We start from the raw sequence: 25,520 nt of genomic DNA on the forward strand, positions 1-25,520 counted from the left end.
GATCACCCTTTCCCGGCCGGTTCGCGTCCCGCGATCGACTGCTCCACCCACCGCTGCAGGGCGGGGGCAGGTGCGGCACCCGCCTGCCGTGCGATGGTCTGTCCTCTGTCGAGGACCAACAGGGTCGGTACCGCCTGGACCTCGAACCGCTGCGCCAGCCGCGGGTTCTTGTCGATGTCGACCCTGACCAGCTTGATCTTTCCCGCAAGATCGGCGGCGACCTTCTCCAGCGCGGGGCTCACCATGCGGCAGGGGCCGCACCAGGTGGCCCACAGGTCGACGACGACGGGCACGGTGGCCTGCTCGACGACCTCGGTGAAGTCGTCGTCGCCCGCGTCGGCCATCCACGGCAGCGGCTGCTTGCAGTTGCCGCACGTGGGGCGGCCCTCGGCGGCCACGGGTACCCGGTTGGTGCGCCCGCAGTGCGGGCAGGTGATGTTGGTGGCCTGTACGGTGCTCATGCCGCCCTCGTTCCCTTCTCGTCCTCGGGCTGGTCGTAAGTGACCACCAGCTCGCCGTGCTCGGCGTCGACGCGGACCTTCGCGCCGTCCTGCACGTCGCCGCGCAGCAGGGCGCGCCCGACCAGCGTCTCGACCTCGTGGGAGATGTAGCGCCGCAACGGCCGGGCCCCGTACACCGGGTCGTAACCCTGGTGAGCGATCAACTCCCTTGCCGTGTCGGTGAGTTCGACGGTGATGCGGCGTTCGGCGACCCGCTGCCGCAGCTCGTCGAACTGCAGCTCCACGATCCGCTCGATCTGCCGCTCACCGAGCGGCTTGAACAGCACGATGTCGTCGACGCGGTTGAGGAACTCCGGACGGAAGTGCCCGCGCAGCTCACCCATCACCAGGGCGCGGGCGTCCGGCTTGATCTCACCCTCGGCGGTGGCGCCGTCGAGGAGGTGCTCGGAGCCGATGTTGGACGTCATGATGATCACGGTGTTGCGGAAGTCGACGGTGCGGCCCTGGGCGTCGGTGATGCGGCCGTCGTCGAGGATCTGCAGCAGGGTGTTGAAGACATCGGTGTGCGCCTTCTCGATCTCGTCGAACAGGACGACCGAGTACGGCTTGCGGCGTACGGCCTCGGTGAGCTGTCCGCCTTCCTCGTAGCCGACGTACCCGGGCGGGGCCCCCATCAGCCGGCTGACGGTGTGCCGCTCCTGGTACTCGCTCATGTCGAGGCGGACCATGTTCTCCTCGGAATCGAACAGGGCTCGGGCCAGGGTCTTGGCCAGCTCGGTCTTCCCGACGCCGGTGGGGCCGAGGAAGATGAACGAGCCGATGGGGCGGCGCGGGTCGCGGATGCCGGAACGGGCGCGGATGATGGCGTCGGCGACGAGCTGAACGGCCTCGTCCTGGCCGATGACGCGCTCGCGCAGGATCTCGTCGAGGCGCAGCAGCTTCTCACGTTCGCCCTCCTGGAGGCGGGCGACGGGAACGCCGGTCCAGGCGGCGACGATCTCAGCGATCTCCTCCTCCGTGACGACCTCACGCAGCAGCCGGTTCTCCCCTTGCTTCGCGGCCAGTTGCTCCTCCTCTGCGGCGAGTCGGCGCTCCAGATCCTGGAGGCGGCCGTAGCGGAGTTCGGCGGCGCGGTTGAGGTCGTAGGCGCGTTCGGCCTCCTCCGCCTCGTGGCGGACCTGCTCCAGTTCCTGGCGCAGCTCCTGCACGCGGCGGATCGCCTGCCGTTCGGCCTCCCACTGGGCGTGTTTGGCGTCGGCCTCGCCGCGCAGGTCGGCCAGTTCCTTGCGCAGCTCCTCCAGGCGGGATTTGCTCGCGGGGTCGGTCTCCTTGGAGAGGGCGGCCTCCTCGATCTCCAGGCGGGTGACGCGGCGGGTGATCTCGTCGAGTTCGGCGGGCATCGAGTCGATCTCGGTACGCAGCCGGGCGCACGCTTCGTCGACGAGGTCGATGGCCTTGTCGGGCAGGAACCGATCGGTGATGTAGCGGTGGCTGAGGGTGGCCGCGGATACCAGCGCGGTGTCCTGGATCTTCACGCCGTGGAAGATTTCCAGGCGTTCGCGCAGTCCGCGCAGGATGGAGATGGTGTCCTCCACGCTCGGCTCCTCGACCAGGACCTGCTGGAAGCGGCGTTCGAGGGCGGCGTCCTTTTCGATGTGCTTGCGGTACTCGTCGAGGGTGGTGGCACCGATCATGTGGAGTTCGCCGCGGGCGAGCATCGGCTTGAGCATGTTGCCCGCGTCCATGGCTCCTTCGGCGGCGCCCGCACCCACGACGGTGTGGAGTTCGTCGACGAAGAGCAGGATGTGCCCCTGGGCGGCCTTCACCTCGGACAGCACGGCCTTGAGGCGTTCCTCGAACTCACCCCGGTACTTCGCCCCGGCCACCAGGGAGCCCATGTCGAGTGCGAACACGGTCTTGTCGCGCAGTCCTTCGGGCACATCGCCGCGGACGATGCGCTGGGCGAGGCCCTCGACGATGGCGGTCTTGCCGACGCCGGGGTCGCCGATGAGGACCGGGTTGTTCTTGGACTTGCGGCTGAGGATCTGGGTGACGCGGCGGATCTCGGCGTCCCGCCCGATGACCGGGTCGAGTTTGCCCTCCCTGGCCTCGGCGACCAGGTCGCGGCCGTACTTCTCCAGCGCCTCGTAGGCCACTTCGGGATTGGCCGAGGTCACGCGCTGGTTGCCACGGACCTGGGTCAGCACGCTCAGGAACGAGTCCCGGGTGATGCCGTGCTCCTTGAGCAGCCGTCCGGCGGCGGTGGACGAGCCCTCCTCGGCCAGGGCCAGCAAGAGGTGCTCCACGGACACGTACTCGTCCTTGAGGCGTTTGGCCTCCCGCTCTGCCGCGTCCAGCAGCCGGGACAGGCGCTGGGTGACGAACACCTGGCCCGGCGCCGCACCCGGGCCGGTCACCTTGGGCCGGCGGGAAAGCTCCTCACGCACAGCCGCACGGAGCTCTTCGGGCTCCCTGCCCGCCTGTTGCAGCAGCCGCGGGATCAGGCCGTCCTCCTGGTCGAGGAGCGCGAGCAGCAGATGCTCACCGTCGACCTCGGTCTGGCCCATGCGGACGGCGGCAGTCTGCGCCTCCTGGAGGGCTTCCTGTGACTTCTGGGTGAGACGGTTCATGTCCATGGGGGTGAGTCACTCCTCCTGCCGCGGTCGCGCAGTGCGGCTTCGAGCAGGCTGATGCGGTCGAGCAGGTCGAGCACCAGACCGATGGATGCATAGTTGAGGCAGAGTCCGGAGCGCAGCCGCTGGACGCGGGCGAGGACCGCCGGGGCCGCCGCGTCGAACACCAGGCGCCCCGAGGCGTCGCGCTCGGCATCGACCAGTCCGAGGGCGACGAACCGGCGGACCAGGTCGGGGTGGAGGCCCGAGCGGCGGGCCACGGCGTCCAGGGAAAGCCTGGGCACGGGGACGAGCGCGTACCGCACCGCCGTGGAGCCGGCGCTCGTCCGTACGGGACGCCCGCCCGCGTCGGCCCGGGCGGTCCGACCGCCGGTCGCCGCCCATGAGGGTCGGTCGCTCATCACGTCCTCCTGGGGTCGTACGCAGAGGTGGCGGCGAGCTCCTCGAACAGCTCGCGCTCCCGGTCGCCGAGGGCGGGCGGCACCATGACACGGAGTTCGGCGTACAGGTCGCCGTTCGCGCCGCGCGGGTTCGGCATGCCCTCGCCGCGCAGCCGCAGTCGCCGGCCGCTGGAGGAGCCCGCGGGCACCGTGACCTTGGCCGTGCCGCCGCCGGGGGTGGGCACCGGCACAGTCGCACCCAGGGCCGCCTCCCAGGGGGTGACGGGGACCTGTACGTGGACGTCACGGCCGTCCAGCCGGAACCGGGGGTGGGGCTGGATACGCACCCGCAGGTACAGGTCGCCCGCGGCGGCGTCACCACTGCCCCGGCCGCCCTCGCCCGCCAGACGGATGCGCTGCCCGTCGGTGACGCCGGGCGGTACGTCGACCTCGTACCGCCGCGGCTGCCCGGTGGGGCCGGCGAGCGTGACGGTGCGGCGGCCGCCCCTGTAGGCCTCCTCGATGGTGAGCGGCAGCTCGGCCTCCTGGTCGGCTCCCGGTACACCGCCGGGGGCGCCGCCGGCTCCGAAGAGCGAGCCGAGCAGGTCCTCGATGTCGACGCCCTCCGCTGCGAAGTCGTCGCCGAAGCCGGTGTACCGGACATGGGGGCCGCCCGCGCCCGCGGTCCTCCGAGCACGGAAGCCGCCGCCGGGCCCCGCGCCGGCACCGACCCGCTCCTCCCAGTCCTCGGGGACCTTCCGGAAGTCCTCGCCGAAGCGGTCGTAACGGGCCCGTGTCTTGGGGTCCGACAGGACGCTGTACGCCTCATTGAGGTCCTTGAAGCGTTCCTCCGCGCCCGGGTCCTTGTTGACGTCGGGGTGGTACTTGCGGGCGAGTTTGCGGTATGCCTGCTGGATCTCGTCCTGGCTCGCGGTCCGTGACACGCCCAGCGCTTCGTAGAAGTCCCGTGCCATGACTGGTCACTCCCGCTTCGCGACAGTCACGGCGGCGGGCCTGAGCTGGCGTTCACCGTCCCCGTAGCCCGGGCGGAGCACCTCGACGACCGTGCCCGGTGGGGCGTCGGGGTCCTGGACGACGCCGACCACCTCGTGCCGGGCCGGGTCGAAGGCGACGCCGGTTTCCGCGTGCCTCGGGTAGCCGAGCAGTTCGAGGACGTTCACCGCCTGGTCTCGGACCGCCCTGACGCCCTCCACGATCGCGCCGGGGTCGGATCCGGCATGCGTCAGGGCGAGTTCGAGGTTGTCCAGGACGGGCAGGAAGGCTGCGGCCGTACGGGACCGCTCGGACGTCCGCTCCCGCTCCAGTTCCCTGGCGTGGCGCTTGCGGAGGTTGTCGAGGTCGGCGAGCGCGCGCCGCCAGCGGTCCTCGAGTTCCTTGAGCTCGGCCGTGGGCTCGTCCTCGGACGGTGCGGGGCCGCCCGCCGCGTCGGGGCCGGGTTCCTCGTCCGTGTCAGGCCCCGGCCCGGTCGGCGGGCCCGAGCGCGGAAGATCCCCTCGGGGAGGGCGTACGGCGCCCTCCGGAGCCGGGTCGGCCGGGTCCGGCACGGCCGGGTCGGATTCCCTGGGGTGGATCGGCATGGCGGTTCCTCAGTCCTTGTCGAACTCGGCGTCGATGACGTCGTCGGCATCCCCACCGCCGCTCGGACCGCCGCCGGTCGCACCGTCCCCGGTGGCGCCCTGGTCGGGGCCGGCCGTGGTGGCGCCGCCCTGATGCGCCGCCAGCCCCGTAAGCACCTGCTGGAGTTCCGAGGTCAGGGGCCGCACCCGCTCCACACCTGCCTCCTCCTTGACCGCCGCCCGGGCATCCGACACCAGCATCTCGGCGCGTGCCTTCTCGTGCGAGGGTGCGGCGTCGCCCAGCTCGGCGAGGCGCTTGTCGACCTGATAGGCGACGGCGTCGAGCTCGTTGCGGGCGTCGACGGCCTCGCGCAGGGCCTTGTCCTGGCCCTGGTTGCGCTCGGCCTCCTGGACCATGCGTTCGACTTCGCCACGGTCGAGGTTGGAGCTCTCGGTGATGGTGATGCCCTGTTCCTTGCCGGTGTCCCGGTCTCGGGCCTTGACGTTGAGAATGCCGTTGGCGTCGATGTCGAAGGTGACCTCGATCTGCGCTTCGCCGCGCGGCGCCGGGCGTATGTCGGTGAGCTGGAAGCGGCCGAGCACCCGGTTGTCGGCGGCCCGTTCGCGCTCGCCCTGCAGGACGACGATGTCGACGGCGGGCTGGTTGTCCTCGGCGGTGGAGAAGGTCTCGGTGCGGCGCACGGGGATGGTGGTGTTCCGCTCGATGATCTTCGTCATCACGCCGCCGCGTGTCTCGACACCCAGCGACAGGGGCGTGACATCGAGCAGCAGGACGTCCTTGACCTCGCCCTTGAGCACCCCCGCCTGGATCGCGGCACCCAGGGCCACGACCTCGTCGGGGTTGACGCTCATGTTGGGTTCCTTGCCGCCGGTCAGCCGGCGCACGAGGGCCTGGACGGCGGGGATACGGGTGGAACCCCCGACGAGGATGACCTCGTCGATGTCACTCTCGCCCACCTTGGCGTCGGCCATGGCCTGTTGGACCGGCCCCAGGCACCGCTCTACCAGGTCGCTGGTGATCTGCTCGAACGTGGACCGCATGACCGAGTCGGTGAGGTGCTTGGGCCCCGAGGCATCGGCCGTGATGAACGGCAGGCTGACCTGTGTCTGCGTCACCGAGCTCAGCTCGGTCTTGGCCTTCTCCGCCGCTTCGAACAGGCGTTGCAGGGCCTGCGGATCCTTGCGCAGATCGATGCCGTTCTCCTTCTGGAAGTCGTCCGCGAGGTAATCCACCAGGCGCCGGTCGAAGTCGTCACCGCCCAGGTGGCTGTCGCCCGCCGTGGAACGCACCTCCACCACGCCGTCGCCCACGTCGAGGATGCTCACATCGAACGTGCCGCCGCCGAGGTCGAAGACCAGCACCGTCTCGTGCTGCTTCTTGTCCATGCCGTACGCGAGGGCGGCCGCGGTCGGCTCGTTGATGATCCGCAGCACCTCCAGTCCCGCGATCCGCCCGGCGTCCTTGGTGGCGGTGCGCTGGGCGTCGTTGAAGTAGGCGGGCACGGTGATGACCGCCTCCGTGACCCGTTCCCCGAGCTGCTTGGACGCGTCGTCGGCGAGCTTGCGCAGGACCTGCGCGCTGATCTCCTCAGGCGCATGGAGCTTGTCGCGCACCTTGAAGCGGGCGACGCCGCCCGGGCCCTCGACGACGTCGTACGCCACCGCCCTGGCCTCGTCCGGGATCTCGTCGAAGTGCCGGCCGATGAACCGCTTGGCCGAGTAGATGGTGCCTTTGGGATTGAGAATCGCCTGGCGCCGGGCCAGCTGGCCCACCAGCCGTTCCCCGGTGTCGGTGAAGGCCACCACGGAGGGTGTCGTACGGTTGCCCTCGGTGTTGGGCACGACGGAAGCTTCGCCGCCCTCCCACACGGCGATCACCGAGTTCGTGGTGCCCAGGTCGATGCCCACTGCCTTGGCCATGAGGAACTCCTCCCGTGCGGCGGCAAGCGCCGGCACTGCGGATCTGATCGTTCAGGTAGGGGCGGGACGTCCACCGGCACCGGCGGTCCGCAACGCGCCGAGCAGCCGTACCGCCTCGTCGGCGACCGCTTCGTCCACGACGACGTCGTACCGGCTGGGCTGCATCGAGCGGACGGAGGCGAAGTCCCGTCGGCCGCCCTGCAGGGTGTACAGCAGCAGGCCGAACAGCGCGCCCACGATCGCTCCGAAAATCAGGCCGTAGAGGGCGACGAGCAGGGCGGATACGAGCGGGTCCACCCAGTCGACCAGGCCGAAGAGCCAGCCGATCAGCGCTCCGGGAAGGGCCCCGCTCGCCGCTCCGTGCAGGGCGGCCCTGCCGTAGTCCATACGGCCGACGACCTGCTCGACGAGCCTGACGTCCTGTCCGATGATGGCCACCCGCTGCACGGGAAACCCCTGGTCCGAGAGGTGGTCGACGGCGCGTTCGGCTTCCTGGTACGTCTCGTACGTGGCGACGGGCCTACGAGGCTGCTCGCTCATCGCCCAGTCCTTCCTGCCCATGTGCACGGCGGCCCCGGCACGCCCCCAGACTCGCGAACCGAGCAGCTCAGCGCCTGCACCCGGCAGGTCAAAGAACAACGGAGCCCGTCCCCCCGCGAGCACGAGCGGGACACTCCGGACATCTCGGGTACGTTGGTCGGGGAACGCGTAGAGGAAGAGGCACTGTCACCTCTCTGGGGGGCTCAGGGAAGGGAGTAATCCCATGGCCGGTTTCAGGGGCCGGAGCGTGTACCGACGCCGTCCCGACCGGGAAGGCGGCCTTCCGCCGGGCCGTCTGGGACAGCACCCCACGATCTCGCGGCGCGGGTCTCGCCCGCCCCTTTCCACCCTGGCATCCCACAAGTGGCCGGCAGTCTCTCGCGCCCTGTTCGACACTCGAGACGAAAGCGAGATCCTGCGCCTGGCCATGAACCACGTGTCGGCTGTCGGCCCGTACAGAGCCGAGGCCGGATACCTCAGGGTGCACGGCCATATGGTCCCCAGCCCGCAGGTCGGGCCGGGTCATGCCTCAGCCGTGGACCGGGCGGTGCGAGAGCTGACAGGGCGGGACGTCCCTGTAACCGTTCCCGGCCGGTCCAGGGGCAGGGGCAGGGCCTTGGCCCTGCAGGGACCCGGTGGACTGCATGGCTACCTTGTGGTGACGTCTCGCTCGCGGCCTACCGAGGCCCAGCACTTCCTGCTCGCCACGCTCGTACGCCTCACCGCCGCGGCCCTGTCGGTCGCCGTCGCGCACCGCCGCCAGCGGGAAGACGCCCTGGAGTTGCACCGACTGCGACGGGAACGGACAGCCTTCCAGCGACGGCTGGTCTCTCTCGTGGTCGAGCTGGGATATCAGCGGGCCGTGCACGAGGCCCTCGCGGAGGTCGCGGCCTCAGGCGGCGGCGAGGAAGCCATCACCAGCGCACTGCATGCGCTCACCGGATTTCCCGTGCTGGTGGAGGACCGCTTCGGCCGACTGCGGTCCTGGACCGGTCCCGGCCGGCCCGACCCCTATCCGGAACCGGACCCCACACGCCATGAGGAGATGCTCCAGGGGGTCGCCCGGAGAGGCGGACCCGTGCGCATCGACGACCGGCTGATCTCCCTGGTACGCCCCCGCGGTGAGGTCCTCGGAATACTGGCCCTGGTCGATCCCAAGGACGACGCCGACGAGTACACCGTGTTCGCGCTGGAGCACGCCACCACGTCACTCGCCGTGGAGCTGTCGCACCTGCGCCATCTGGCGGAGGTCGAGCTGCGACTGCGCCGCGAACTGGTCGACGATCTCCTGGGGGGCACGGACGAGGCGAGCGCCTACGCCCGGTCCGAGGCGTTCGGACACGACCTGCACCGCATCCAGTACGTGGTCGTCGTGCAGTGGAGGAACCGCGCCGCGGACGACGCTTTCGCGCGGACCGTGGGCCGGGCGGCTTCGGCCGTGGGCATGCCGTCGCTGGTGACTCGGCGTTCCGACCACGTGGTCCTGGTCGCCGAGGGCAGCCCCCACGACCACGCCTTGTACGAGACGCTCGCCCGGGAGACCGGAACACCGGACGGGACGATCGGGGTGAGCGCCCGCTGCGACACCCCGGACGGTATCCCCGGCCGCTACCAGGAAGCACTGCGCGCCCTGGAGGTACGCCGCCGGTCCCGAAGGCGATACGGCACGACGTTCTTCGACGATCTGGGCCTCTACCGCATCCTGGGGCCTGGAAACGAATACCAGGAGCTGGAGGCGTTCGTTCGGGAATGGCTCGGACCCCTCGTCGACTACGACGGCCGGCACCGTACGGCGCTCGTGGAGACCCTGTCCCGGTACTTCGACTGCGGTGGCAACTACGCCGAGACCGCCGAATCCCTGGCGATCCACCGCAGCACGCTGCGCTACCGGCTCCAGCGCATCCGTGAGATCAGCGGCCATGACCTCACGAGCGTGGAGGACCGCCTCAACCTGCAGGTCGCCACCCGGGTGTGGAAGATCATGCTGGGCGGACCGGGTTGAGGAGCCCACGCACCGCGGGCCGCTCCACTGTCCCCATCGCCGTAGGAGCAGGCTGCCCCTCCGCCGAAGGCTCGTCAGCTATCACCAGACGGTCGGCAGCGGCTCGAATGCGACCTTGCCGTATACACACTGCGAAATATCCCGCTCCGAGCGGTTACTCCGCGCCGCGGAACTCGAGTAGCTGCCCGGATTGCGATCACAGCGGGGTTGAGCATGCGGGGCCGGTTCCGTCGGCCGCCACCGAAAGGCCCGCCGCCCCGGTTTCCAGGGAAACCTCATCGTCTGGTCGAGAACGATCCCACTGTGGTGGGGTCGGCGAGACCCAGTTCGGCTGAGTCATGGCCGGTGATGCCCGCCCCAGTAACCCAGGTCATGGCGGGTTGGCGCGCTCGTCGGCACAGCCAGGCACCAATTCAACTCGCGGACCGATCACGCCGAGCGCTCGCGCCGCTCATGTTCATGCGCCACGTCAGCATCCGCCTGCTGACCCCGAACCGGAACATCGCTGCCTCAGGGCTGAGCGCGCTTCTGGCGATCGACCACGCAGCTTCATTCGTGATCAATAGGCTGCCGGCCAGCCAGTCCGCTTCTTCTTCGATGTCCCCGTCCCAGTGCCTGCAGCCGCGCACATCGAGCGCCGGACCGGGTGGATGGATCAGGAGGGCATGGGCGATCTCATGGCTGGCCGAGCTGTTCTGCCGCCCCATGTCGTGCGAGTCATTCACCCAGATCTGTCGCCGGGAACCAGCGTGCACGGTGAGAGCACTCACGGCTTCCCGTTCGGTAGTGAGAAGTCGCTCAATGCGAGGGTCATCCGCTATGGCCGAGCTGAACATCCGGACAGGGATCATCAAATGCTTGGCAAGCCGCGAAGGCGCGAGCGGTGAGGCGGGGCCGAGCCCCAACTCTCTGCGCATCTGCACTGCCAGGCGGTTGGCTTCAGCCTTGAAGCCATGACGCAACGCCATAGGGAGCTCCCCTACTCTGGCCGATCAGACACCAACTGCTTGTAGGCAACGGTGATCAGAGCTTCGAGGGCCTCTGCGGCCTCGGGCGTGAGATTTCGGTCGCCCCGCAGGTGCGTAGCCACCTTTGTCAGAGTGTCCGGGCTGCGCGGCTCGTCGGTCCGGCGGACAAAGTCATCCGCGCTCAGATTCGCCCACGTGACGAGGGCCGCGAGCCCGTCGACATCGGGTCGTCGCCCCTGCGCCAACCGCGTCAACGTCGAAGCGCTCACGCCAGCCTGCTGAGCCACGTCCTTCCAGAGAAGCCCGCGGTCCTGACGCGTGCGATCCAGGGCCGTGTGAAACGCGACCGCGTCAAACCGTCCTGCAGCGTTCCGCTCGCTCACGATCTCCTCCCTTCGACCCCATCCTTGCATATCAGGAAACGCTTGCGAAAGTCGAAGCGCACCCCTTACCCTCCAGATTGCAAGATCGGAATCAATGCCGATCTCGCAAGCGAACGGATGGTCCGACACGAAGGGTGGTGGAGGCATGGCCACGAACACCGGCAAAGACTCCCGTCGTGGCAGCGTCTCTCAGCGGAGCCACGTCTGGAATTCACAGACGCGCACATGGACGAAGCGGGGCGAGAACGGCAGGTTCACGGACGGCAAGACAGGCGGCCGGCCGTTCAAGGGCGTCCGCCGCGAGAAGTAGCACGCCAAGTACACGGGCGTGAGGCGCAACTCGCGTCTTCCGCCAGCCGCATACCGGAGGTACCGATGGCGAGTAACAACTCCCTGGCGTCACTTCTCGACGAAGGACGCCGCAAGATCCAGGTAACGGCCGAGGAACTCGACGAGGCGAGGCGCCGCCGCCGACTCCTGGCTGCGTCCGCGCGCCGGGCGTTCCCCGGCTCGACCACGTACTTCAACGGGAGCGTCGCACACGGCGACGCCAACACGCCCCTGACCGACGTCGACCTGGGCGTCGTGCTCAGCAAGACGGACGCCAAGCCGTACGGCCCGGGCAAGAAGAGCGCCCTGTCCCTGATGGAGAAAGTGCGCGATGTGGTGCACGAGGATCTCGACGACGAGTTCCCGAAACTCACCATCGAGGTCGCCGGCCGGCGCCGCGCCGTCCTGGTGCGCTTCGGCGACCCGGTGACGTACGGACAGCCAGACTTCACGGCGGACATCATGACCGCGATCCCGCATCCCTCCGGCCGCGGGTTGTACATCCCGAACACGAAAATCGCGGACCAGTGGGACCGCGCCGACCCGGTCACCCACACCCGGATGGTGCTCGAAGCGATTGCCGACACGAAGGTCGCGTTCGCTCGTACAGTCCGGCTGCTCAAGCACTGGAACGCGAAGCACAGCAAGCCCATGTGCTCCTGGAACATCAAGGCGCTTGCGCTAGGGTGCCTCGACCAGCCGATGCCGCTCATCGACGCACTCCAGATGTTCTTCATCTACGCGGCGGACGAGCTCGACAAGGGACCGACGCCGGACCCGGCCGGCGTGGCCGGCGCCATTCCTCTGAACATGCCGCGCCGCGAGGTACACAAGCGGCTGTGCACTGCCCGCGACTACATCGATCTCGCGATCGAGCACGAGATGGATGGACGCCCACTCAGCGCTCAGCACGCCCTGCATCAGGTCCTCCCGGACCTCATCCCGGACGCGGACCCCACGGAGGAAGAGGCCGCTCGTCTCCCCATGGCCGTAGGGGCGGGCGGGACGGCCGCCTCTGGTCTGGGCCTCGCCGTCGGACTCGTCACTCCGACCCGCGCCTGGGGAATCTGACGCCATGCCGGTCTGGTACGGGGTCCAGCCTGCCTGGTGGGCCCCGCTCGAACGAGACGCCCGCCGACGATTCGGCTCCGCTCTCCGTCACACGTATCACCGCGGCTCCTTGACGTACGAACTGTCCGGACTCGACGTCATAGGTGAACCCGCCCCGGTCAGCGTCAAGGTGCGCTTCTACGAGAACCCGCCTTATGCGGCCTACGGCCAAGATCCCCGGGACTTCCCGCGGGTGCACGCCAAACCGGGAGCTCCGTCGAAGCACCGCTATTCCGACGACGGCGCCCTCTGCCTCTGGCACCCGCTCGACCCTAAAGAGCGGCGCTGGACCAGCGCCAAGGGCCTTCTGGACCTCATCGAGATAATCCGCACACACTTGTTCCTCGAACACTACTGGCGGCTCACTGGCGGTGAGCACGGCGGCCGGTGGTTGGTGGAGGATGCGCCTCACGGCATGCCGGGGAGTGGTGCGTGGAGGTCTTCGCGGCGGGACAGGCGACGGGCGACGAATGGACCTGGGCCGAGACAGCAGCACTGATCGTCCCGTGCATCGCCCTCCTCGGCGCCTTCCTGACCTACACCCTCAACCAGCGGGCCGTACGAAGGGAACGCCGGGCCAAGACCTTCGCCGAGGCACTGACGGCGGTCGAGGAGTACCTGGAGATGCCGTACCGCATACGGCGCCGCTCCGAGTCCTCGTCCGCCGTACGACAGCAGCTCACCGACGAGGTCAGCAGTCTGCTGGCGCGAATGGCCTTCCACCAGGCATGGCTCCAGATCGAGGCCACAACCGTCGCGGGCCCCTACGCGACCCTCGTGGCCACGGCGCGAGCGGAAGCCGGCGCGCAGATGAGCCTCGCCTGGCAGCAACCACCGATCACTACCGACAGCGGCATGAACCTCGGTATCCCGTACCCCCGGGACCGATCGAACGCGGCCCGAGCCACATGCATCGAGGTGATGCGCCAACACCTCTGAAAGGATCGTGATCTTGGTGCCAACTATCCCTCTTTTGTGCCAACTAAAAATCCTCGTCACAACAGTTCAGCGGCGCACCCGCGGCATCCCCAGCCCGATCCACGAGATGATCTCCCGCTGGATCTCGTTGTTGCCGCCGCCGAAGGTGAAGATGACCGCCGAGCGGTAGCCGCGTTCCAGTTCGCCGTGCAGGACCGCGCCCGCCGAGCCCTCCTTCAGGGCTCCCGGTGCCGCGACGATCTCCATGAGCCAGGCGTAGGCGTCGCGCCGGGCCTCGGAGCCGTAGACCTTGACGGCGGAGGCGTCCTGCGGGGTGAGGGTGCCATCCTGGACGGAGTTGACCATCTGCCAGTTGAGCAGCTTGAGGGCGTCCAGCCGGGCGTGGGTGCGAGCCAGGAGGCGGCGCACCCAGGGCAGGTCCGCGACCCGGCGGCCGTCGGCGAGCTTGGTCTCCGTGGACCAGCGCTGCACCTCGTGCAGGGCGCGGATCGCCATGGTGCCGTGGGCGGCCAGGGTCACGCGCTCGTGGTTGAGCTGGTTGGTGATCAGCCGCCAGCCCTGGTTCTCGGCACCGACCCGGCGGGAGACGGGGACGCGGACGTTCTCGTAGTAGCTGGCCGTGGTGTCGTGCGAGGCCAGGGTGTTGATCAGGGTGCACGAGTAGCCGGGGTCGGTGGTCGGGACCAGCAGCATCGTGATGCCCTTGTGGGGCGGGGCGTCGGGGTCGGTGCGGACGGCAAGCCAGACCCAGTCGGCGGTGTCACCGTTGGTGGTCCAGATCTTCTGGCCGTCGACGACGTACTCGTCGCCCTCCTTCACCGCACGGGTCCGCAGGGACGCGAGGTCGGTGCCCGCGCCGGGCTCGCTGTAGCCGATGGCGAAGTCGATCTCGCCCGAGAGGATCCTCGGCAGGAAGTACGCCTTCTGCTCGTCGGTGCCGTACCGCATGATCGTCGGGCCGACGGTGTTCAGCGCCATCAGGGGCAGCGGGACGCCGGCCTGGGCGGCCTCGTCGAAGAAGATGAACTGCTCCATGGCGGTCAGGCCGCGCCCGCCGTACTCCTCGGGCCAGCCCACCCCGAGCCAGCCGTCCGTGCCGAGCCGTCGGATCGTCTCGCGGTAGAACCGCTTCTGGGCTGCGGGGTCGCCGTGCCGGGCGTAGGCGTGGTCCGGGACCAGTTCGGCGAAGTAGGCGCGCAGTTCGGTGCGCAGCCGCTGCTGCTCGGGCGTGTATTCGAGGTGCACGGCGCCTCCAGGCTCCCAGGCCGGTCCTGTCGGCGCACACCGTAGAACGTGTTTCAGAAATTGGGAATGGCGATGCCACCTCGGTGTCGGTCGGCTCAGTTCGGCGGGCTCAGTTCAGCGTGGCGAGGAAGTCCGTGCACGCCCGCGCGCACGCGCGGCACGCCGTCGCCGAGTCCTCCGCCCCCGGCTGCCGGTCGAAGGCGTGGGCGGCCTCCAGGCACACGGTCCGGCACCACTCCACCTGGGCGCGGATGGTGCCCTCGTCCACCTGGTTCTGCTCGGACAGCACACGGCAGGTCGCGTCGCAGACCTCCGCGCACATGATGCCCTTGCGTCGTACGAGTTCCTGGTTCTCGGTGCCGTCGGGATCCACAAGGCTCGCGCGCAGCGCGCACGCCCGTGCGCACTCTGTACACGCCTGCGCGCAGGCGAAGCGGTCCTCCAGGAACCGGAACAGCTCCTGCTGGGATGTCGTCGAAGTCACACCGGGCGGGTAGCCCCGGTCGATGCCCGTCAAACCCGGCGCGCCCGAGGGGTGCGTCCGAGGTGGACAGGTTCATGGTGAGGACCAGGGGTACCCGCGCGCCATGACTACCGCATGGATGGAGATGGCCGCGGGCCGTGGTGCCCTCGGGATCGGGCTGATCGTGGCGGGCGTGGTGGTCGTGGCCCTGCTGCTGGGGGCCTTCGCCCTCGGCGTTCGCATCAAGCGCAGGGAGCTTCCCACCCCGCGTCCCGAGGAGCAGCCGCGGCTGCCCGACGGCGGACCGGTCGGCGAGGTCAGTGAGCGCCGGGAGCCCGAGGAGGTGCCGCGCAGCCAGGACCGCCTGACGCCGCACCGGCTGAAGGCCCACGGCAACGTGAGCGACCGGAGGAGCGCGTCGCAGGAGCGCCAGCGGTGGAACGAGGGCAGCAGCGGTTCGTTCGGCAGCGGAGGCCCGGGCGGCGGGTGATCCCGCGCCGCATGGCCGTCCCCAGGCGCAGAGGCGCCGTCCTCAGTCGTACATCCGAAGGGCTCGTGCCTGTGCACGGGCCCTTTTCCGTGCCCGGGTCCGGCCGAAGTGAGGTGGATCACAGGATCCAGGTGCAGCGTGGGGTGGGGTCCAGCGTCTTTTCAGAGGTGTAAGAGGCCACTGAGACGCGGGACGGTGAGGATGGAGCAGGTTCGGGCGGACGGCTTCGACGAGTTCGTGGCCGCCCGTTGGTCGGCGCTGCTCCATGTCGCGCGGCTGCTCACGGGAGGCGACCGGCAACGGGCCGAGGACCTGGTGCAGGAGGCCCTGGTGAAGCTGTGGTTCGCCTGGCCGAAGGTCGCGGAGCAGGCCCCGGAGGCATACGTCCGCACGGTGCTGGTGCGGATGGCGGCGCGCTCGGCGCGACGGCGCTGGTGGGGCGAGCGCCCGGTGGAGCAGCTGCCGGACCGGGCCGACCCGGGCGACGTGTCCTCCACCGTGGCGGAGCGCTCGCGCCTGGAGGCCGCGCTGGCCCTGCTGTCGCCGAAGCAGCGGGCGGCCGTGGTGCTGCGCTACTACGAGGACCTGCCCGAGGCCCAGGTCGCCCAGGCGCTGGGCTGCCCCGTCGGTACCGCACGGTCCCATGCTTCACGCGGAGTCGCACGGCTCCGCCAGATCCTGTCCGACGCCGTCAGGCCCGTGAGGTGAAGGGAGAAACGATGGACGACTTCGAGCGGGACCTGTCGCGGCTGATGCGCGACACCCAGCAGCACACTCCCTACGAGCCCGCGCAGCGGCAGCGACTGCACCAGGGCATCCGGGCCCGCCGCCGGTCGCGGATGCTGTGGAAGGCGGGCGGCTCCGCCGTCGCGGTGGCCGGGCTCAGTGTCGGGCTCGCCCTGCTGCCCGGCATGCTCACCAAGGCCCAGCCCGCGGATCCCCGGCCGCGGCCCGCGACGAGCCCGACGCCCACGGACGACAGCGGGCCCACAACCGGCATCCCGGACCCGAGCCCCACTCCGACCCGGTCGGCTTCGTCGATGCCCGCGACCTTGCCCGGCAGCAGCACACCGGCCGGCACCACGAGCACGCCGACGGGCCTCGCGCCGACGGCCACGCCCTCCGCGACCGGGACCACGACGGAATTCCCCTCGTCACACCCTCCCCCGACCCGTACGACGGCGCCGCCGTCCGTCCTGGAGACGACTCAGGAGCCCTCCGCATCGGTCAGTACCGAGTAGCCGCCTGAGAGGCGGTTCCCGCCAGGGGCGTCGTCGCCCCTGCCTCTCGTCACCGCACCACCGACACGGGCGCCTTCACCATGCCCCGAACCGGCGCTCGCGTATGTCGTGCGCCAGAAAGAGACCGGTAAGCAGCCATGAGAACCGATCGGCGGTCGGCCCTGGTCGACCGCCCGACCTCAGAGCTCGCCGCGTTGCCGCGCCGGGCGCCCCTGCCCGCGCACCACCCGGACCCCGTCCTCGACGTGGTGGTCCCCGTGTACAACGAGGAGAACGACCTGGAGCCGTGCGTCCGGCGCCTGCACGCGCACCTCGGCGAGACGTTCCCCTACTCGTTCCGGATCACCATCGCCGACAACGCCAGTACGGACCGGACCCCGCGGATCGCCGCACGCCTGGCCGCAGAACTGCCCGGCACGGACTGGATCCGGCTGGCCGAGAAGGGGCGGGGCCGCGCTCTGCACGCCGCCTGGTCGCGGTCCAGCGCACCGGTGCTGGCTTATCTGGACGTCGATCTGTCCACCGACCTCGCGGCGCTGCTGCCGCTGGTCGCGCCGCTGATCTCGGGGCACTCGGACATCGCCATCGGCACCCGCCTGGCGCGTGGTTCGCGGGTGGTGCGCGGGCCGAAGCGGGAGCTCATCTCGCGTTGCTACAACGGGCTGCTGCGCTCCACGCTCGCCGTGGGGTTCTCCGACGCGCAGTGCGGATTCAAGGCGGTACGGCGGGACGTCGCCGAGCGGCTGCTGCCTCTGGTGGAGGACCGCGGGTGGTTCTTCGACACCGAGTTACTGGTCATCGCCGAGCGCGCCGGGCTGCGGATCCACGAGGTGCCGGTGGACTGGGTGGACGACCCCGACAGCCGGGTGCGCATCGTCTCCACTGCGCTCGCCGATCTGCGGGGCATGGCGAGGCTGGGCCGGGCCCTGGCCTGCGGAAGGCTGCCGCTGAGCGCGCTGCACCGCGGCGACGGCGACCTCGCCGGGGAGCTGCCGACGGGCCTGGCACGGCAGGCGGTGCGCTTCGCCGCCGTCGGCGTCGCCAGCACCCTGTGCTACCTGCTGCTCTACCTCGGGCTCAGACCGGCGACGGGGGCGCAGGCCGCCAACGCCCTCGCCCTGCTCGCCAGCGCGGTCGCCAACACCGCGGCCAACCGCCGGCTCACCTTCGGGGTGCGGGGGCGCGGCGGCGCGCTGCGCCACCAGCTCAAGGGTCTGGCGGCGTTCCTGGTGGGGCTGGCTCTGACCAGTGGTTCCCTGGCCGCCCTGCACCACACCGCGCCCGGGGCGGGTCGCGAGGTCGAGCTCGCGACGCTCGTCGCCGCCAACCTGGCCGCGACGCTGCTGCGCTTCCTCCTCTTCCGGGCCTGGGTGTTCCCCGCCCGTGACCACGACCGCCGTACGACAGGATCCTCATGAGCACCATCGAGCTGAGCCGACCGCTGTCGGGCCCCGAGCCTCCTGAAGTGCCCGGAAGGTCGCGGGAGTTCCGCCATCGGCTGCGCTGGGCCGCGGTGCGCTACGGTCCCGTGCTGCTGACGTACGGCGTGCTGAAGCTGGCCGGCTTCGCCGTCTTCATGTATCTGCTGGATTCCACGGGCGACTTCCGGAAGAAGAACCCCCGCTTCGGCGGCGGCGAGCACGCCTGGGACGTCCTGGCCAGCTGGGACGGCTGGTGGTACCAGCAGATAGCCGAGCACGGATACGACCCCGCCCTGGAACCGGTCCCGGGCGCGACCGGCCTGATCACCCTCGAGGGCAACTCGGCGGCGTTCTTCCCGCTGTACCCGGCGCTGATGCGCCTGGTCTCGGAGTGCACCGGGCTCGGGCTCTTCGGCGCCGGCATGACGGTGTCCGTGGTCGCCTCGTTCGTCGCGGCGCTCGGCATCTACGCCGTGGCGCGGCGGCTGGGCGGCCACCGGGCCGGTCTGGTCGCGGCCGGGCTGTGGGCGGTCTGGCCCGGCTCGGGCACGGAGTGGTCGGGCTACTCGGAATCCCTCTACACGGCTCTCGCCGTCTGGGCCTGCCATGCCGTCATGTCCCGCCGCTGGCTGACCGCCGGTCTGCTGACCTGTGCGGCCGGGCTCTGCCGGCCCACTGCCGCCGCGCTGATCGCCGCCCTCGCCGTCGCCGCGCTGCTCTCCCTGCGCCGGCGCCAGGACGGTGTCCTGCGTCCGCTGGCAGCCGTGGCGATCGCACCGCTGGGGCTGTTCGGCTATCTCGCCTGGGTCAACTACCGCATGGGCGACATCAACGGCTACTCCAAGCTCCAGGACGGCGCGTGGGCCCACAAGTTCGACGGGGGAGCCCATACGTTCAAGGTGCTGACGTCCCTCCCCGTCGGGCACTTCGACTATCTCTTCGCCAGGGCCTTCGAGGACGTCATCGGCGTCTGCGTCGTGCTGGCGGTGCCGGCGCTGACGGTGCTGCTGCTGCGGCTGCGCCCGCCGGCCGTGCTCGTCGTCTACACGGTGCTGTCGTACCTCATGGTGATGACCACCCAGCAGATCTTCGGCAACGTCTCGCGCTATCTGCTGCCCCTCTTCCCGCTGTTCGTCCCCCTCGCCCTCGCGATGAGCCGGCTGGGATGGCCGTCCCTGGCCACGGTCCTCGGCACGGCCGCGCTGGCCTCCGGGTCGTACGCGGGATACGTGCTCTTCGAACTCGGAGTGCCGTAGCCGCTGTCGGCGTGTGAGATGGCTCCGAAACATTCTCTTCACGCAGGAAGTATTTAGGGGTAACGCCCGCTGCCTACGGTGCCTGCCTTGTCGTCCCCAACCCGCAGCGAGGAGGCGTGGCATGAGTACCGAGCCACGACTGGCAGAAGTCATCGATCCGGAACCCGCGCAGGAGGCAGCGCGGGGTACGGACCAGGCCGTCAAGGAGACCCTGGAGGACTACACCCTCCGCTTCGCGCCGCGCAGTTACCGGCGCTGGACTCCGATGGTGGTGGCGACGACCGCGCTCGGCGGCATCGCTTACATGGCCGACTTCTCCATCGGCGCCGGCATCGGCCTGGCCCACGGCACCGGCAACGCGCTCCTCGCCATCGGCGTCGCCGCGGTCGTCATCTTCGTGACCGGCTTCCCGCTCGCCTACTACGGGGCCCGCTACAACATCGACCTGGACCTGATCACGCGCGGCTCCGGCTTCGGCTACTTCGGCTCGGTCCTCACCAGCGTCATCTTCGCCAGCTTCACCTTCATCTTCTTCGCCCTCGAAGGCTCGATCATGGCCCAGGGCCTGAAGCTGGGCCTCGGACTGCCGTTGTGGCTGGGCTATCTGGTCTCCACCCTGATGGTGATCCCGCTGGTGATCTACGGCATGACGGCGCTGAGCAAGCTCCAGGTGTGGACCACGCCGATCTGGCTGGTGCTGATGGTCGGCCCGCTGGTCTACCTGGTCGCCACCGACCCGGGCACCGTCGACCGCTTCCTCGCCTACGCGGGCACCGACGGGGAGGGCGGCGTCAACACCGCTTCCGTGATGCTGGGCGCGGGCGTGTGCCTGTCGCTGATCGCGCAGATCGGCGAGCAGATCGACTATCTGCGCTTCATGCCGCCCAAGACCGAGGCGAACAAGCGGAGTTGGTGGACGGCCGTGGTGATGGCCGGGCCGGGCTGGGTGGTGCTCGGCGCGCTGAAGCAGGCCATCGGTGTGTTCCTCGCGGTCTACATCATCGCCGAGGTAGGCCCCACCGCCGCACCCGAGCCGATCCAGCAGTTCAAGCACGCCTTCGACGCGATGATGCCGTCCTGGATCGTTCTCCCGCTGGCCGTGGTCCTGGTCGTGATCAGCCAGATCAAGATCAACGTGACGAACGCCTACTCCGGCTCCCTCGCCTGGACCAACTCCTTCACCCGGGTCACGAGGCGCTACCCGGGCCGGATGGTCTTCGTCCTGGTCAACCTGGGCTTCGCGCTGGCCCTGATGGAGGCCGACATGTTCAGCTTCCTCAACAGCATCCTGGGCTTCTACTCGAACTGCGCGATCGCCTGGGTGGTCACCGTGGCCACCGACATCGGCATCAACAAGTACGTGCTGAAACTGTCCCCGCACGCCCCCGAGTTCCGCCGCGGCATGCTCTACGCCGTCAACCCGGTCGGCGTCGTGGCCTTCGTCGCCGCGTCCGGTCTGTCCATCGCCATGTACTTCCACGCGCTGGGCGACACGCTCCAGCCGTACTCCCCCGTCGCCGCGGCCGTCATCGCCTTCGTCCTCACGCCGCTGATGGCCGTCGCCACCAAGGGCGAGTACTACCTGCGCCGTACGGACGACGGCATCGCCGAGCCGCTCTTCGACGAGGACGGCAACCCCAGCGCCGTCGCCTACGAGTGCCATGTGTGCCGGCAGCGGTTCGAGCGGCCGGACGTGGCGGCCTGCCGGACGCACGACGCCGTGGTCTGCTCGCTCTGCCTGAGCACCGACAAGGCCGGCGACCATGTGCTGCCGGAGGCGCCCGCCGCACAGTGAGGCCCGGTTTCCCCTCTCCGGCGGAGCCTTTCACCTCATCGGGCGGCATACTGATCTTGCGCTGCGCAGTGATCAGGCCAAGGGTCGGAGAGGGGATGACGGACATGACCACCGAAGGACCGGGCAGACGGGGAAAGCCCGACGAGCCGGACGGCGTTCCCTCGATCCCGGACGAGGTGTGGCTGAGGTTCCTCTCGGACAGCGAGCACTCCATACGCGCCTCCGCTCCCAGGGAGCCCTCCGCGAAGGAGCGCGCGGCGGGACGGCGGCTCCAACCCCCGCACTCCGTCGGTGACCTGTGGCAGCCGGAGGACCTGTGGGTCCGGGTGGCCTGGCGGGACCTGGACCGCCGCGCCAAGGCCCGGCGCGTGGGACGGGTCGTCGCCACCGCCGCCGCGGTGGCCGTGGCCCTCGGGGCCTGGTCCCAGCTCTCCACCGGCGCGGGCACGGGCCACCAGCCGGGAACGGGCACCGTACGGCAGGTGGAGGGGGCGACCGTGAGGCTGCCCTCGGCCACTCCCTTCCCTTCCGGATCGCCTTTCCCTGAGCCGTCCGGGTAGCTCACGCAGGACGGGTGCCGTCCCGTCCCGCCGCCTAGGATGAGCCCACAGGCCGGATCCGGTCCCTGGTCCGGGCGCGGCCCCCCGCAGGCGAGTCACCGGAACGCACGCCGACCGAAGGGGGACAGGGATGAGCGCGCCACGCCTCAGCAGTACGCCGTTGCCGGGCATCGGGGTCCGCTACGACCTGACGACTCGGGACAGCCGCCGTCTCTCGGTGGTCGCCCACCGCGACGGCCACCGGACGATCAGCGCCTACCGCAGGGACGACCCGGACGCCTGTGATCTCTCGGTGCGCCTGACGACGGAGGAGGCGGCGACACTCATCGACGCCCTGATGCCCGCGCACCACACGCCGAACCTGCTGTCCACCACCGACCTGGGCCTCGTCGCCGAGCGGATCGAACTGCCCGGCTCCTCGCACTGGAACGGCCGGCTGCTGGGCGAGTCCCGGATCCGCACCGACACCGGCGCGTCCGTCGTGGCGGTGCTGCGCCGGACCGAGGCGATCCCCTCCCCCACTCCGGCCTTCCGGCTCACCGGCGGGGACACCCTCATCGTCATCGGGACCCGCGAGGGCGTGGAGGCGGCCGCCGAGATACTCGGGCGGGAGTGACCCGCCATGCACTCCTCCGCGGTCTTCCTGATCGAGTTCGGCTGCCTCATCCTCGGGCTCGGGCTGCTCGGCCGGCTCGCCGGGCGCTTCCGCTTCTCCCCGATCCCCCTCTATCTGCTGGCCGGGCTCGCGTTCGGCAAGGGCGGGCTGCTGCCGCTGGGCGCCAGCGAGGACTTCGTCGCCATCGGCGCCGAGATCGGCGTCATCCTGCTGCTGCTCATGCTGGGCCTGGAGTACACGGCCGCCGACCTGGTCTCCAACCTCAGAACCCACTATCAGGCCGGAGTCGTCGACGCCGTCCTCAACGCCCTGCCCGGGGCGGCGCTGGCGCTGCTGCTGGGCTGGGGCCCGGTCGCCGCCGTGGTGCTGGCCGGCGTCACGTGGGTGTCCTCCTCCGGCGTCATCGCCAAGGTGCTCGGTGATCTGGGGCGGCTCGGCAACCGGGAGACACCGGCCATCCTGAGCATCCTGGTCCTCGAGGACCTCTCCATGGCGGTGTACCTGCCCATCGTCACGGCCCTGCTGGCCGGGGTGGGCCTCGCCGCGGGCGCCGTCACGCTGGCCATCGCCCTGGGTGTGGCCACGGTCGTCCTCGTCCTGGCGGTGCGCTACGGCCGCCATGTCTCCCGCTTCGTCTCCAGCGACGACCCCGAGAAGCTGCTGCTGGTGGTGCTCGGCGTCACCCTCGTGGTCTCCGGGCTCGCCCAGCAGCTCCAGGTGTCCGCGGCCGTGGGCGCCTTCCTGGTCGGCATCGCGCTGTCGGGCGAGGTCGCCGAGGGCGCCACGAGTCTGCTCGCGCCGCTGCGGGACCTGTTCGCCGCGGTGTTCTTCGTCTTCTTCGGTCTGCACACCGACCCCGCCAGCATCCCGCCCGTCCTGCTGCCCGCGCTCGCCCTGGCGGCCGTCACCACCGCGACGAAGATCGCCACCGGCTACTGGGCCGCGCGCCGGGCGGGGATCGGGCCCAAGGGCCGCTGGCGGGCGGGCGGCACGCTCGTGGCCCGCGGCGAGTTCTCCATCGTCATCGCGGGACTCGCCGTCACGGCCGGCATCGAGCCGTCCCTGGGCCCCCTGGCCACGGCGTACGTCCTCATCCTGGTCCTCCTCGGCCCGCTGACCGCCCGCTGGACCGAGCCCGTGGCCACGCTGCTGACGGGACGGGCGCGCCGGAGGAAGGCGGCGGCGCCCGGGGAGAAGGCGCCTGTTCCTCCGGATGCCCACGAGGCCATCGACGACCAGGACACCGTCGGCAGCACCTGACCGGGGGTGTCCACGGAGCCCACCCCGGCCGGTGTTCCTTCGGCTGCTCACGAGCACGGCCTGCTCGGCCGCGGCAGGCCCGTCAGTCCGACGGCCTCCTCGGCAGCGGCCTTCTGGCGGCCACGGCGCCGAGCCACCGCCCGGTCAGCCGGTCTTCCACCCCCGCCGCGCGTCGATCCGCTCCCATTCCGCGTCCCACTGCGCCATGCGCCGCCGGTCCAGGGACAGCCGGATCAGCCAGGAGGCTCCCAGCACCGCCCCGCCCGCCAGGGCTCCGGCCAGCGCGCCGCCCATGGTCGTGTGGAGCCAGGCCTCGCCTTCGGACACCGGCGGGGTCGTGATGTCACCGCTGTTGTTCACCCACACGGGTACCGTGCTCCCGGCGGGCGCCCGGGGCGGCACCCGTGCCTCGTCCTTGTGCGCCGAACCGTCCGGCGCGGTCCACCGCACCTCGCCCCACACCCGGTGGTCGCTCGCCGCGCGGGCCGGTGACGGACCCGGCGCGTCCTTCACGACGACCGCCGAGACCTGACGGCTCGCGGCCCGCTGCCGTTCGACGGCCTGCTCGACCGCACCCGCCGCCATCAGTCCTCCGGCCAGCCCGCCCAGCAGGGCGAACACCCAGCCGGCGAGCACGACCCAGGCTTCGACGACGTCGACGCGCCGTTTGAGCGCGTTGCGTCGCCACCGCCACCACCGCATGGTCGTACGCTCTGACGCTTCCATCGGCCGACACCCCCTCGTGAGCACCGGCAGCACCCTTCCAGTGTGCGCCTGATCGGTGCCCCTGTCGGCGTGGGACTCAGCCGGGGGACGCCTCGATCCGTACGCGACGGCTGTCACCGCCGGAGAGGAAGGACGCCATCGCCCCTCCCTCCTCGTCGAGGGCGGTGCGCTCGGCCCGGGTGAAGCGGCCCAGCGGGGTGATCAGGACGGTGTCCGCCTCGACGCGCCAGGTCGCGGCGACCCGGCCGTCGACCAGGACGACGCGGGCTCCGGCGACCGAAAGGCCGCGGTGGGCGTCGTCGATGATCCGGCCGCGGTCGTGGTAGCCGAGGATCGCGTTGTCGAAGGCCGGCAGGAATCGCACCGGTGCGGGGGTGTCGGGGTCGGGGCGCGGCGCGTCGGGGAGGTCCAGCAGTTCCCGGCCGCGTTCGTCGCGGAAGGAGACCAGGTCCTCGCGCAGGGCGGAGACGGCGGCGGGCAGTCCGGCCAGGCCGCACCAGGCGCGCAGGTCGGCGGAGGCGGCGGGGCCGAACGCGGCCAGATAGCGCCGTACCAGTGTCTGGCCCACGGGGTCGGAGCCGTCGGGGTCCGGTGGGTCGATCTCGCGCCCCAGCCAGGAGGAGACCAGCTCGTAGCGCGCTCCCCCGGTGGTGCGCCACAGCCCGCGCGGCGGCAGCTGCACGGTCGGGAGAAGGCCGGCGATCAGCATTTCGCCCAGGGGCCGGTGCCCCGCGGCGGGCCAGCGGTCGACGACGGCGCGCGCGAGGTCGCCCATCGCGCGAGGTTCGCCGTCGGCCATGACCTTCCGCCCGGCCGCCGCGAGTTCGCCGAGGTCCACGCCTTCCAGCTCGCGGCGGTAGGTGCCGAGCACCCGCTGGCGCAGCATGGCATCGTGGCGCCACCGCCAGGCCACCAGGTCGTCGGCGGTGACGAGGTGGACGGTGCGGCGCATGAGGTGGGTGCGCGCCACGCGCCGCCCGGTCAGCAGGTCCGAAAGCACCGTCGGCTCGAAGGCCCGCAACCGGGACCAGAGCCCGATGAACGGCTCCTGCGGCTCCTGTGCCTGGAGACCGCACAGATGCGCGACAGCGTCGAGCACCGGCAGGTCGGCGCGGTCGAGGAGCAACTGCCGCGCGAGGGTGGCGCGGTTGAGCGCCCGGGTGTCGAGAACGGTCAAGGGGCA

The 25,520-nt window shown here is 70.5% G+C and carries 25 protein-coding genes; 12 read left to right on the forward strand and 13 right to left on the reverse strand.

Going from position 1 to position 25,520, the window contains the following annotated elements; translation table 11 throughout:
- Positions 1–2: 2 nt before the first annotated feature.
- Genes trxA through ACIBK5_RS00875 form a run of 7 tightly spaced genes read right to left on the reverse strand, consistent with a single transcriptional unit; the run spans position 3 to position 7,532 of the window.
- Positions 3–461 carry a thioredoxin gene (gene trxA, locus ACIBK5_RS00845; protein WP_399014769.1) on the reverse strand — a complete coding sequence of 153 codons (459 nt, stop codon included), beginning with the start codon at positions 459–461 and terminating at the stop codon, positions 3–5.
- Entirely contained in the window at positions 458–3,097 is a 2,640-nt protein-coding gene (clpB, locus tag ACIBK5_RS00850; RefSeq protein ID WP_399014771.1) for an ATP-dependent chaperone ClpB, read from the reverse strand. Before clpB ends, trxA begins: the two co-directional genes overlap by 4 nt.
- Positions 3,088–3,495 carry a chaperone modulator CbpM gene (locus ACIBK5_RS00855; RefSeq protein WP_399014774.1) on the reverse strand — a complete coding sequence of 136 codons (408 nt, stop codon included), beginning with the start codon at positions 3,493–3,495 and terminating at the stop codon, positions 3,088–3,090. The genes clpB and ACIBK5_RS00855 overlap by 10 nt, the downstream gene beginning before the upstream one ends.
- Positions 3,495–4,448: a J domain-containing protein gene (locus tag ACIBK5_RS00860; RefSeq protein ID WP_359636238.1), complete on the reverse strand. Its 954-nt coding sequence runs from the start codon at positions 4,446–4,448 to the stop codon at positions 3,495–3,497. The genes ACIBK5_RS00855 and ACIBK5_RS00860 overlap by 1 nt, the downstream gene beginning before the upstream one ends.
- Before the next feature lie 6 nt (positions 4,449–4,454).
- Positions 4,455–5,072 (reverse strand): nucleotide exchange factor GrpE, encoded by a 618-nt coding sequence (gene grpE, locus ACIBK5_RS00865; RefSeq protein ID WP_399014777.1) that lies wholly within the window; start codon positions 5,070–5,072, stop codon positions 4,455–4,457.
- A 9-nt stretch (positions 5,073–5,081) separates the two neighbouring features.
- On the reverse strand, positions 5,082–6,992 hold the full coding sequence (gene dnaK / locus ACIBK5_RS00870; RefSeq protein ID WP_399014779.1) for a molecular chaperone DnaK: 1,911 nt from the start codon (positions 6,990–6,992) through the stop codon (positions 5,082–5,084).
- A 51-nt stretch (positions 6,993–7,043) separates the two neighbouring features.
- On the reverse strand, positions 7,044–7,532 hold the full coding sequence (locus ACIBK5_RS00875) for a general stress protein (protein WP_399014781.1): 489 nt from the start codon (positions 7,530–7,532) through the stop codon (positions 7,044–7,046).
- A 223-nt stretch (positions 7,533–7,755) separates the two neighbouring features.
- Between ACIBK5_RS00875 and ACIBK5_RS00880 the strand changes: the two genes are divergently transcribed.
- A complete protein-coding gene (locus tag ACIBK5_RS00880) occupies positions 7,756–9,534 on the forward strand; it encodes a PucR family transcriptional regulator (protein ID WP_399014783.1) in 1,779 nt (592 codons plus the stop codon).
- Between the two features lie 413 nt (positions 9,535–9,947).
- On the opposite strand, the gene ACIBK5_RS00885 is transcribed toward ACIBK5_RS00880, so the two are convergent.
- Together ACIBK5_RS00885 and ACIBK5_RS00890 are read right to left on the reverse strand one after the other, a co-directional pair.
- Positions 9,948–10,502: an ImmA/IrrE family metallo-endopeptidase gene (locus ACIBK5_RS00885; protein WP_392001909.1), complete on the reverse strand. Its 555-nt coding sequence runs from the start codon at positions 10,500–10,502 to the stop codon at positions 9,948–9,950.
- Between the two features lie 11 nt (positions 10,503–10,513).
- Complete coding sequence (locus tag ACIBK5_RS00890) at positions 10,514–10,885, reverse strand: helix-turn-helix domain-containing protein (protein WP_359757736.1); 372 nt, start codon at positions 10,883–10,885, stop codon at positions 10,514–10,516.
- 375 nt (positions 10,886–11,260) lie between these two features.
- Here ACIBK5_RS00890 and ACIBK5_RS00895 point away from each other — a divergent pair, with 375 nt between their 5' ends.
- Together ACIBK5_RS00895 and ACIBK5_RS00900 are read left to right on the forward strand one after the other, a co-directional pair.
- Positions 11,261–12,286: a hypothetical protein gene (locus ACIBK5_RS00895; RefSeq protein WP_399014785.1), complete on the forward strand. Its 1,026-nt coding sequence runs from the start codon at positions 11,261–11,263 to the stop codon at positions 12,284–12,286.
- A gap of 471 nt (positions 12,287–12,757) precedes the next feature.
- Positions 12,758–13,264: a hypothetical protein gene (locus ACIBK5_RS00900; RefSeq protein ID WP_397663527.1), complete on the forward strand. Its 507-nt coding sequence runs from the start codon at positions 12,758–12,760 to the stop codon at positions 13,262–13,264.
- A gap of 66 nt (positions 13,265–13,330) precedes the next feature.
- On the opposite strand, the gene ACIBK5_RS00905 is transcribed toward ACIBK5_RS00900, so the two are convergent.
- Positions 13,331–14,509, reverse strand: coding sequence for an acyl-CoA dehydrogenase family protein (locus ACIBK5_RS00905; protein ID WP_399014787.1), 1,179 nt, complete (start codon positions 14,507–14,509; stop codon positions 13,331–13,333).
- A gap of 109 nt (positions 14,510–14,618) precedes the next feature.
- Entirely contained in the window at positions 14,619–14,993 is a 375-nt protein-coding gene (locus ACIBK5_RS00910) for a ferredoxin (RefSeq protein ID WP_382488425.1), read from the reverse strand.
- Between the two features lie 103 nt (positions 14,994–15,096).
- Between ACIBK5_RS00910 and ACIBK5_RS00915 the strand changes: the two genes are divergently transcribed.
- From ACIBK5_RS00915 to ACIBK5_RS00955, 9 genes are all read left to right on the forward strand, one after another.
- Positions 15,097–15,462, forward strand: a complete 366-nt coding sequence (locus tag ACIBK5_RS00915; protein WP_399014789.1) for a DUF6479 family protein — start codon at positions 15,097–15,099, stop codon at positions 15,460–15,462.
- 201 nt (positions 15,463–15,663) lie between these two features.
- Positions 15,664–16,170: a SigE family RNA polymerase sigma factor gene (locus tag ACIBK5_RS00920; protein WP_399014791.1), complete on the forward strand. Its 507-nt coding sequence runs from the start codon at positions 15,664–15,666 to the stop codon at positions 16,168–16,170.
- 11 nt (positions 16,171–16,181) lie between these two features.
- A complete protein-coding gene (locus tag ACIBK5_RS00925) occupies positions 16,182–16,703 on the forward strand; it encodes a cellulase (protein ID WP_399014793.1) in 522 nt (173 codons plus the stop codon).
- Positions 16,704–16,840: 137 nt separating this feature from the next.
- Complete coding sequence (locus tag ACIBK5_RS00930) at positions 16,841–18,121, forward strand: glycosyltransferase (protein ID WP_399014795.1); 1,281 nt, start codon at positions 16,841–16,843, stop codon at positions 18,119–18,121.
- A complete protein-coding gene (locus ACIBK5_RS00935) occupies positions 18,118–19,380 on the forward strand; it encodes a glycosyltransferase family 39 protein (protein ID WP_399014796.1) in 1,263 nt (420 codons plus the stop codon). Before ACIBK5_RS00930 ends, ACIBK5_RS00935 begins: the two co-directional genes overlap by 4 nt.
- Before the next feature lie 121 nt (positions 19,381–19,501).
- The gene (locus ACIBK5_RS00940; RefSeq protein WP_399014797.1) at positions 19,502–21,175 is read left to right on the forward strand and encodes a purine-cytosine permease family protein; all 1,674 of its coding nucleotides are present in this window, start codon (positions 19,502–19,504) and stop codon (positions 21,173–21,175) included.
- Between the two features lie 104 nt (positions 21,176–21,279).
- Positions 21,280–21,735 carry a hypothetical protein gene (locus ACIBK5_RS00945; RefSeq protein WP_399014799.1) on the forward strand — a complete coding sequence of 152 codons (456 nt, stop codon included), beginning with the start codon at positions 21,280–21,282 and terminating at the stop codon, positions 21,733–21,735.
- Between the two features lie 130 nt (positions 21,736–21,865).
- Positions 21,866–22,351, forward strand: a complete 486-nt coding sequence (locus tag ACIBK5_RS00950) for a cation:proton antiporter regulatory subunit (RefSeq protein WP_399014801.1) — start codon at positions 21,866–21,868, stop codon at positions 22,349–22,351.
- Between the two features lie 6 nt (positions 22,352–22,357).
- The gene (locus ACIBK5_RS00955; protein ID WP_399014803.1) at positions 22,358–23,611 is read left to right on the forward strand and encodes a cation:proton antiporter; all 1,254 of its coding nucleotides are present in this window, start codon (positions 22,358–22,360) and stop codon (positions 23,609–23,611) included.
- Positions 23,612–23,755: 144 nt separating this feature from the next.
- On the opposite strand, the gene ACIBK5_RS00960 is transcribed toward ACIBK5_RS00955, so the two are convergent.
- Complete coding sequence (locus tag ACIBK5_RS00960) at positions 23,756–24,337, reverse strand: hypothetical protein (protein ID WP_399014804.1); 582 nt, start codon at positions 24,335–24,337, stop codon at positions 23,756–23,758.
- Between the two features lie 76 nt (positions 24,338–24,413).
- On the reverse strand, positions 24,414–25,514 hold the full coding sequence (locus tag ACIBK5_RS00965) for a winged helix DNA-binding domain-containing protein (RefSeq protein ID WP_399014806.1): 1,101 nt from the start codon (positions 25,512–25,514) through the stop codon (positions 24,414–24,416).
- Positions 25,515–25,520 lie beyond the last annotated feature (6 nt).

Source organism: Streptomyces sp. NPDC050546, assembly GCF_044457425.1.
In the GTDB taxonomy this organism is placed as follows: domain Bacteria; phylum Actinomycetota; class Actinomycetes; order Streptomycetales; family Streptomycetaceae; genus Streptomyces.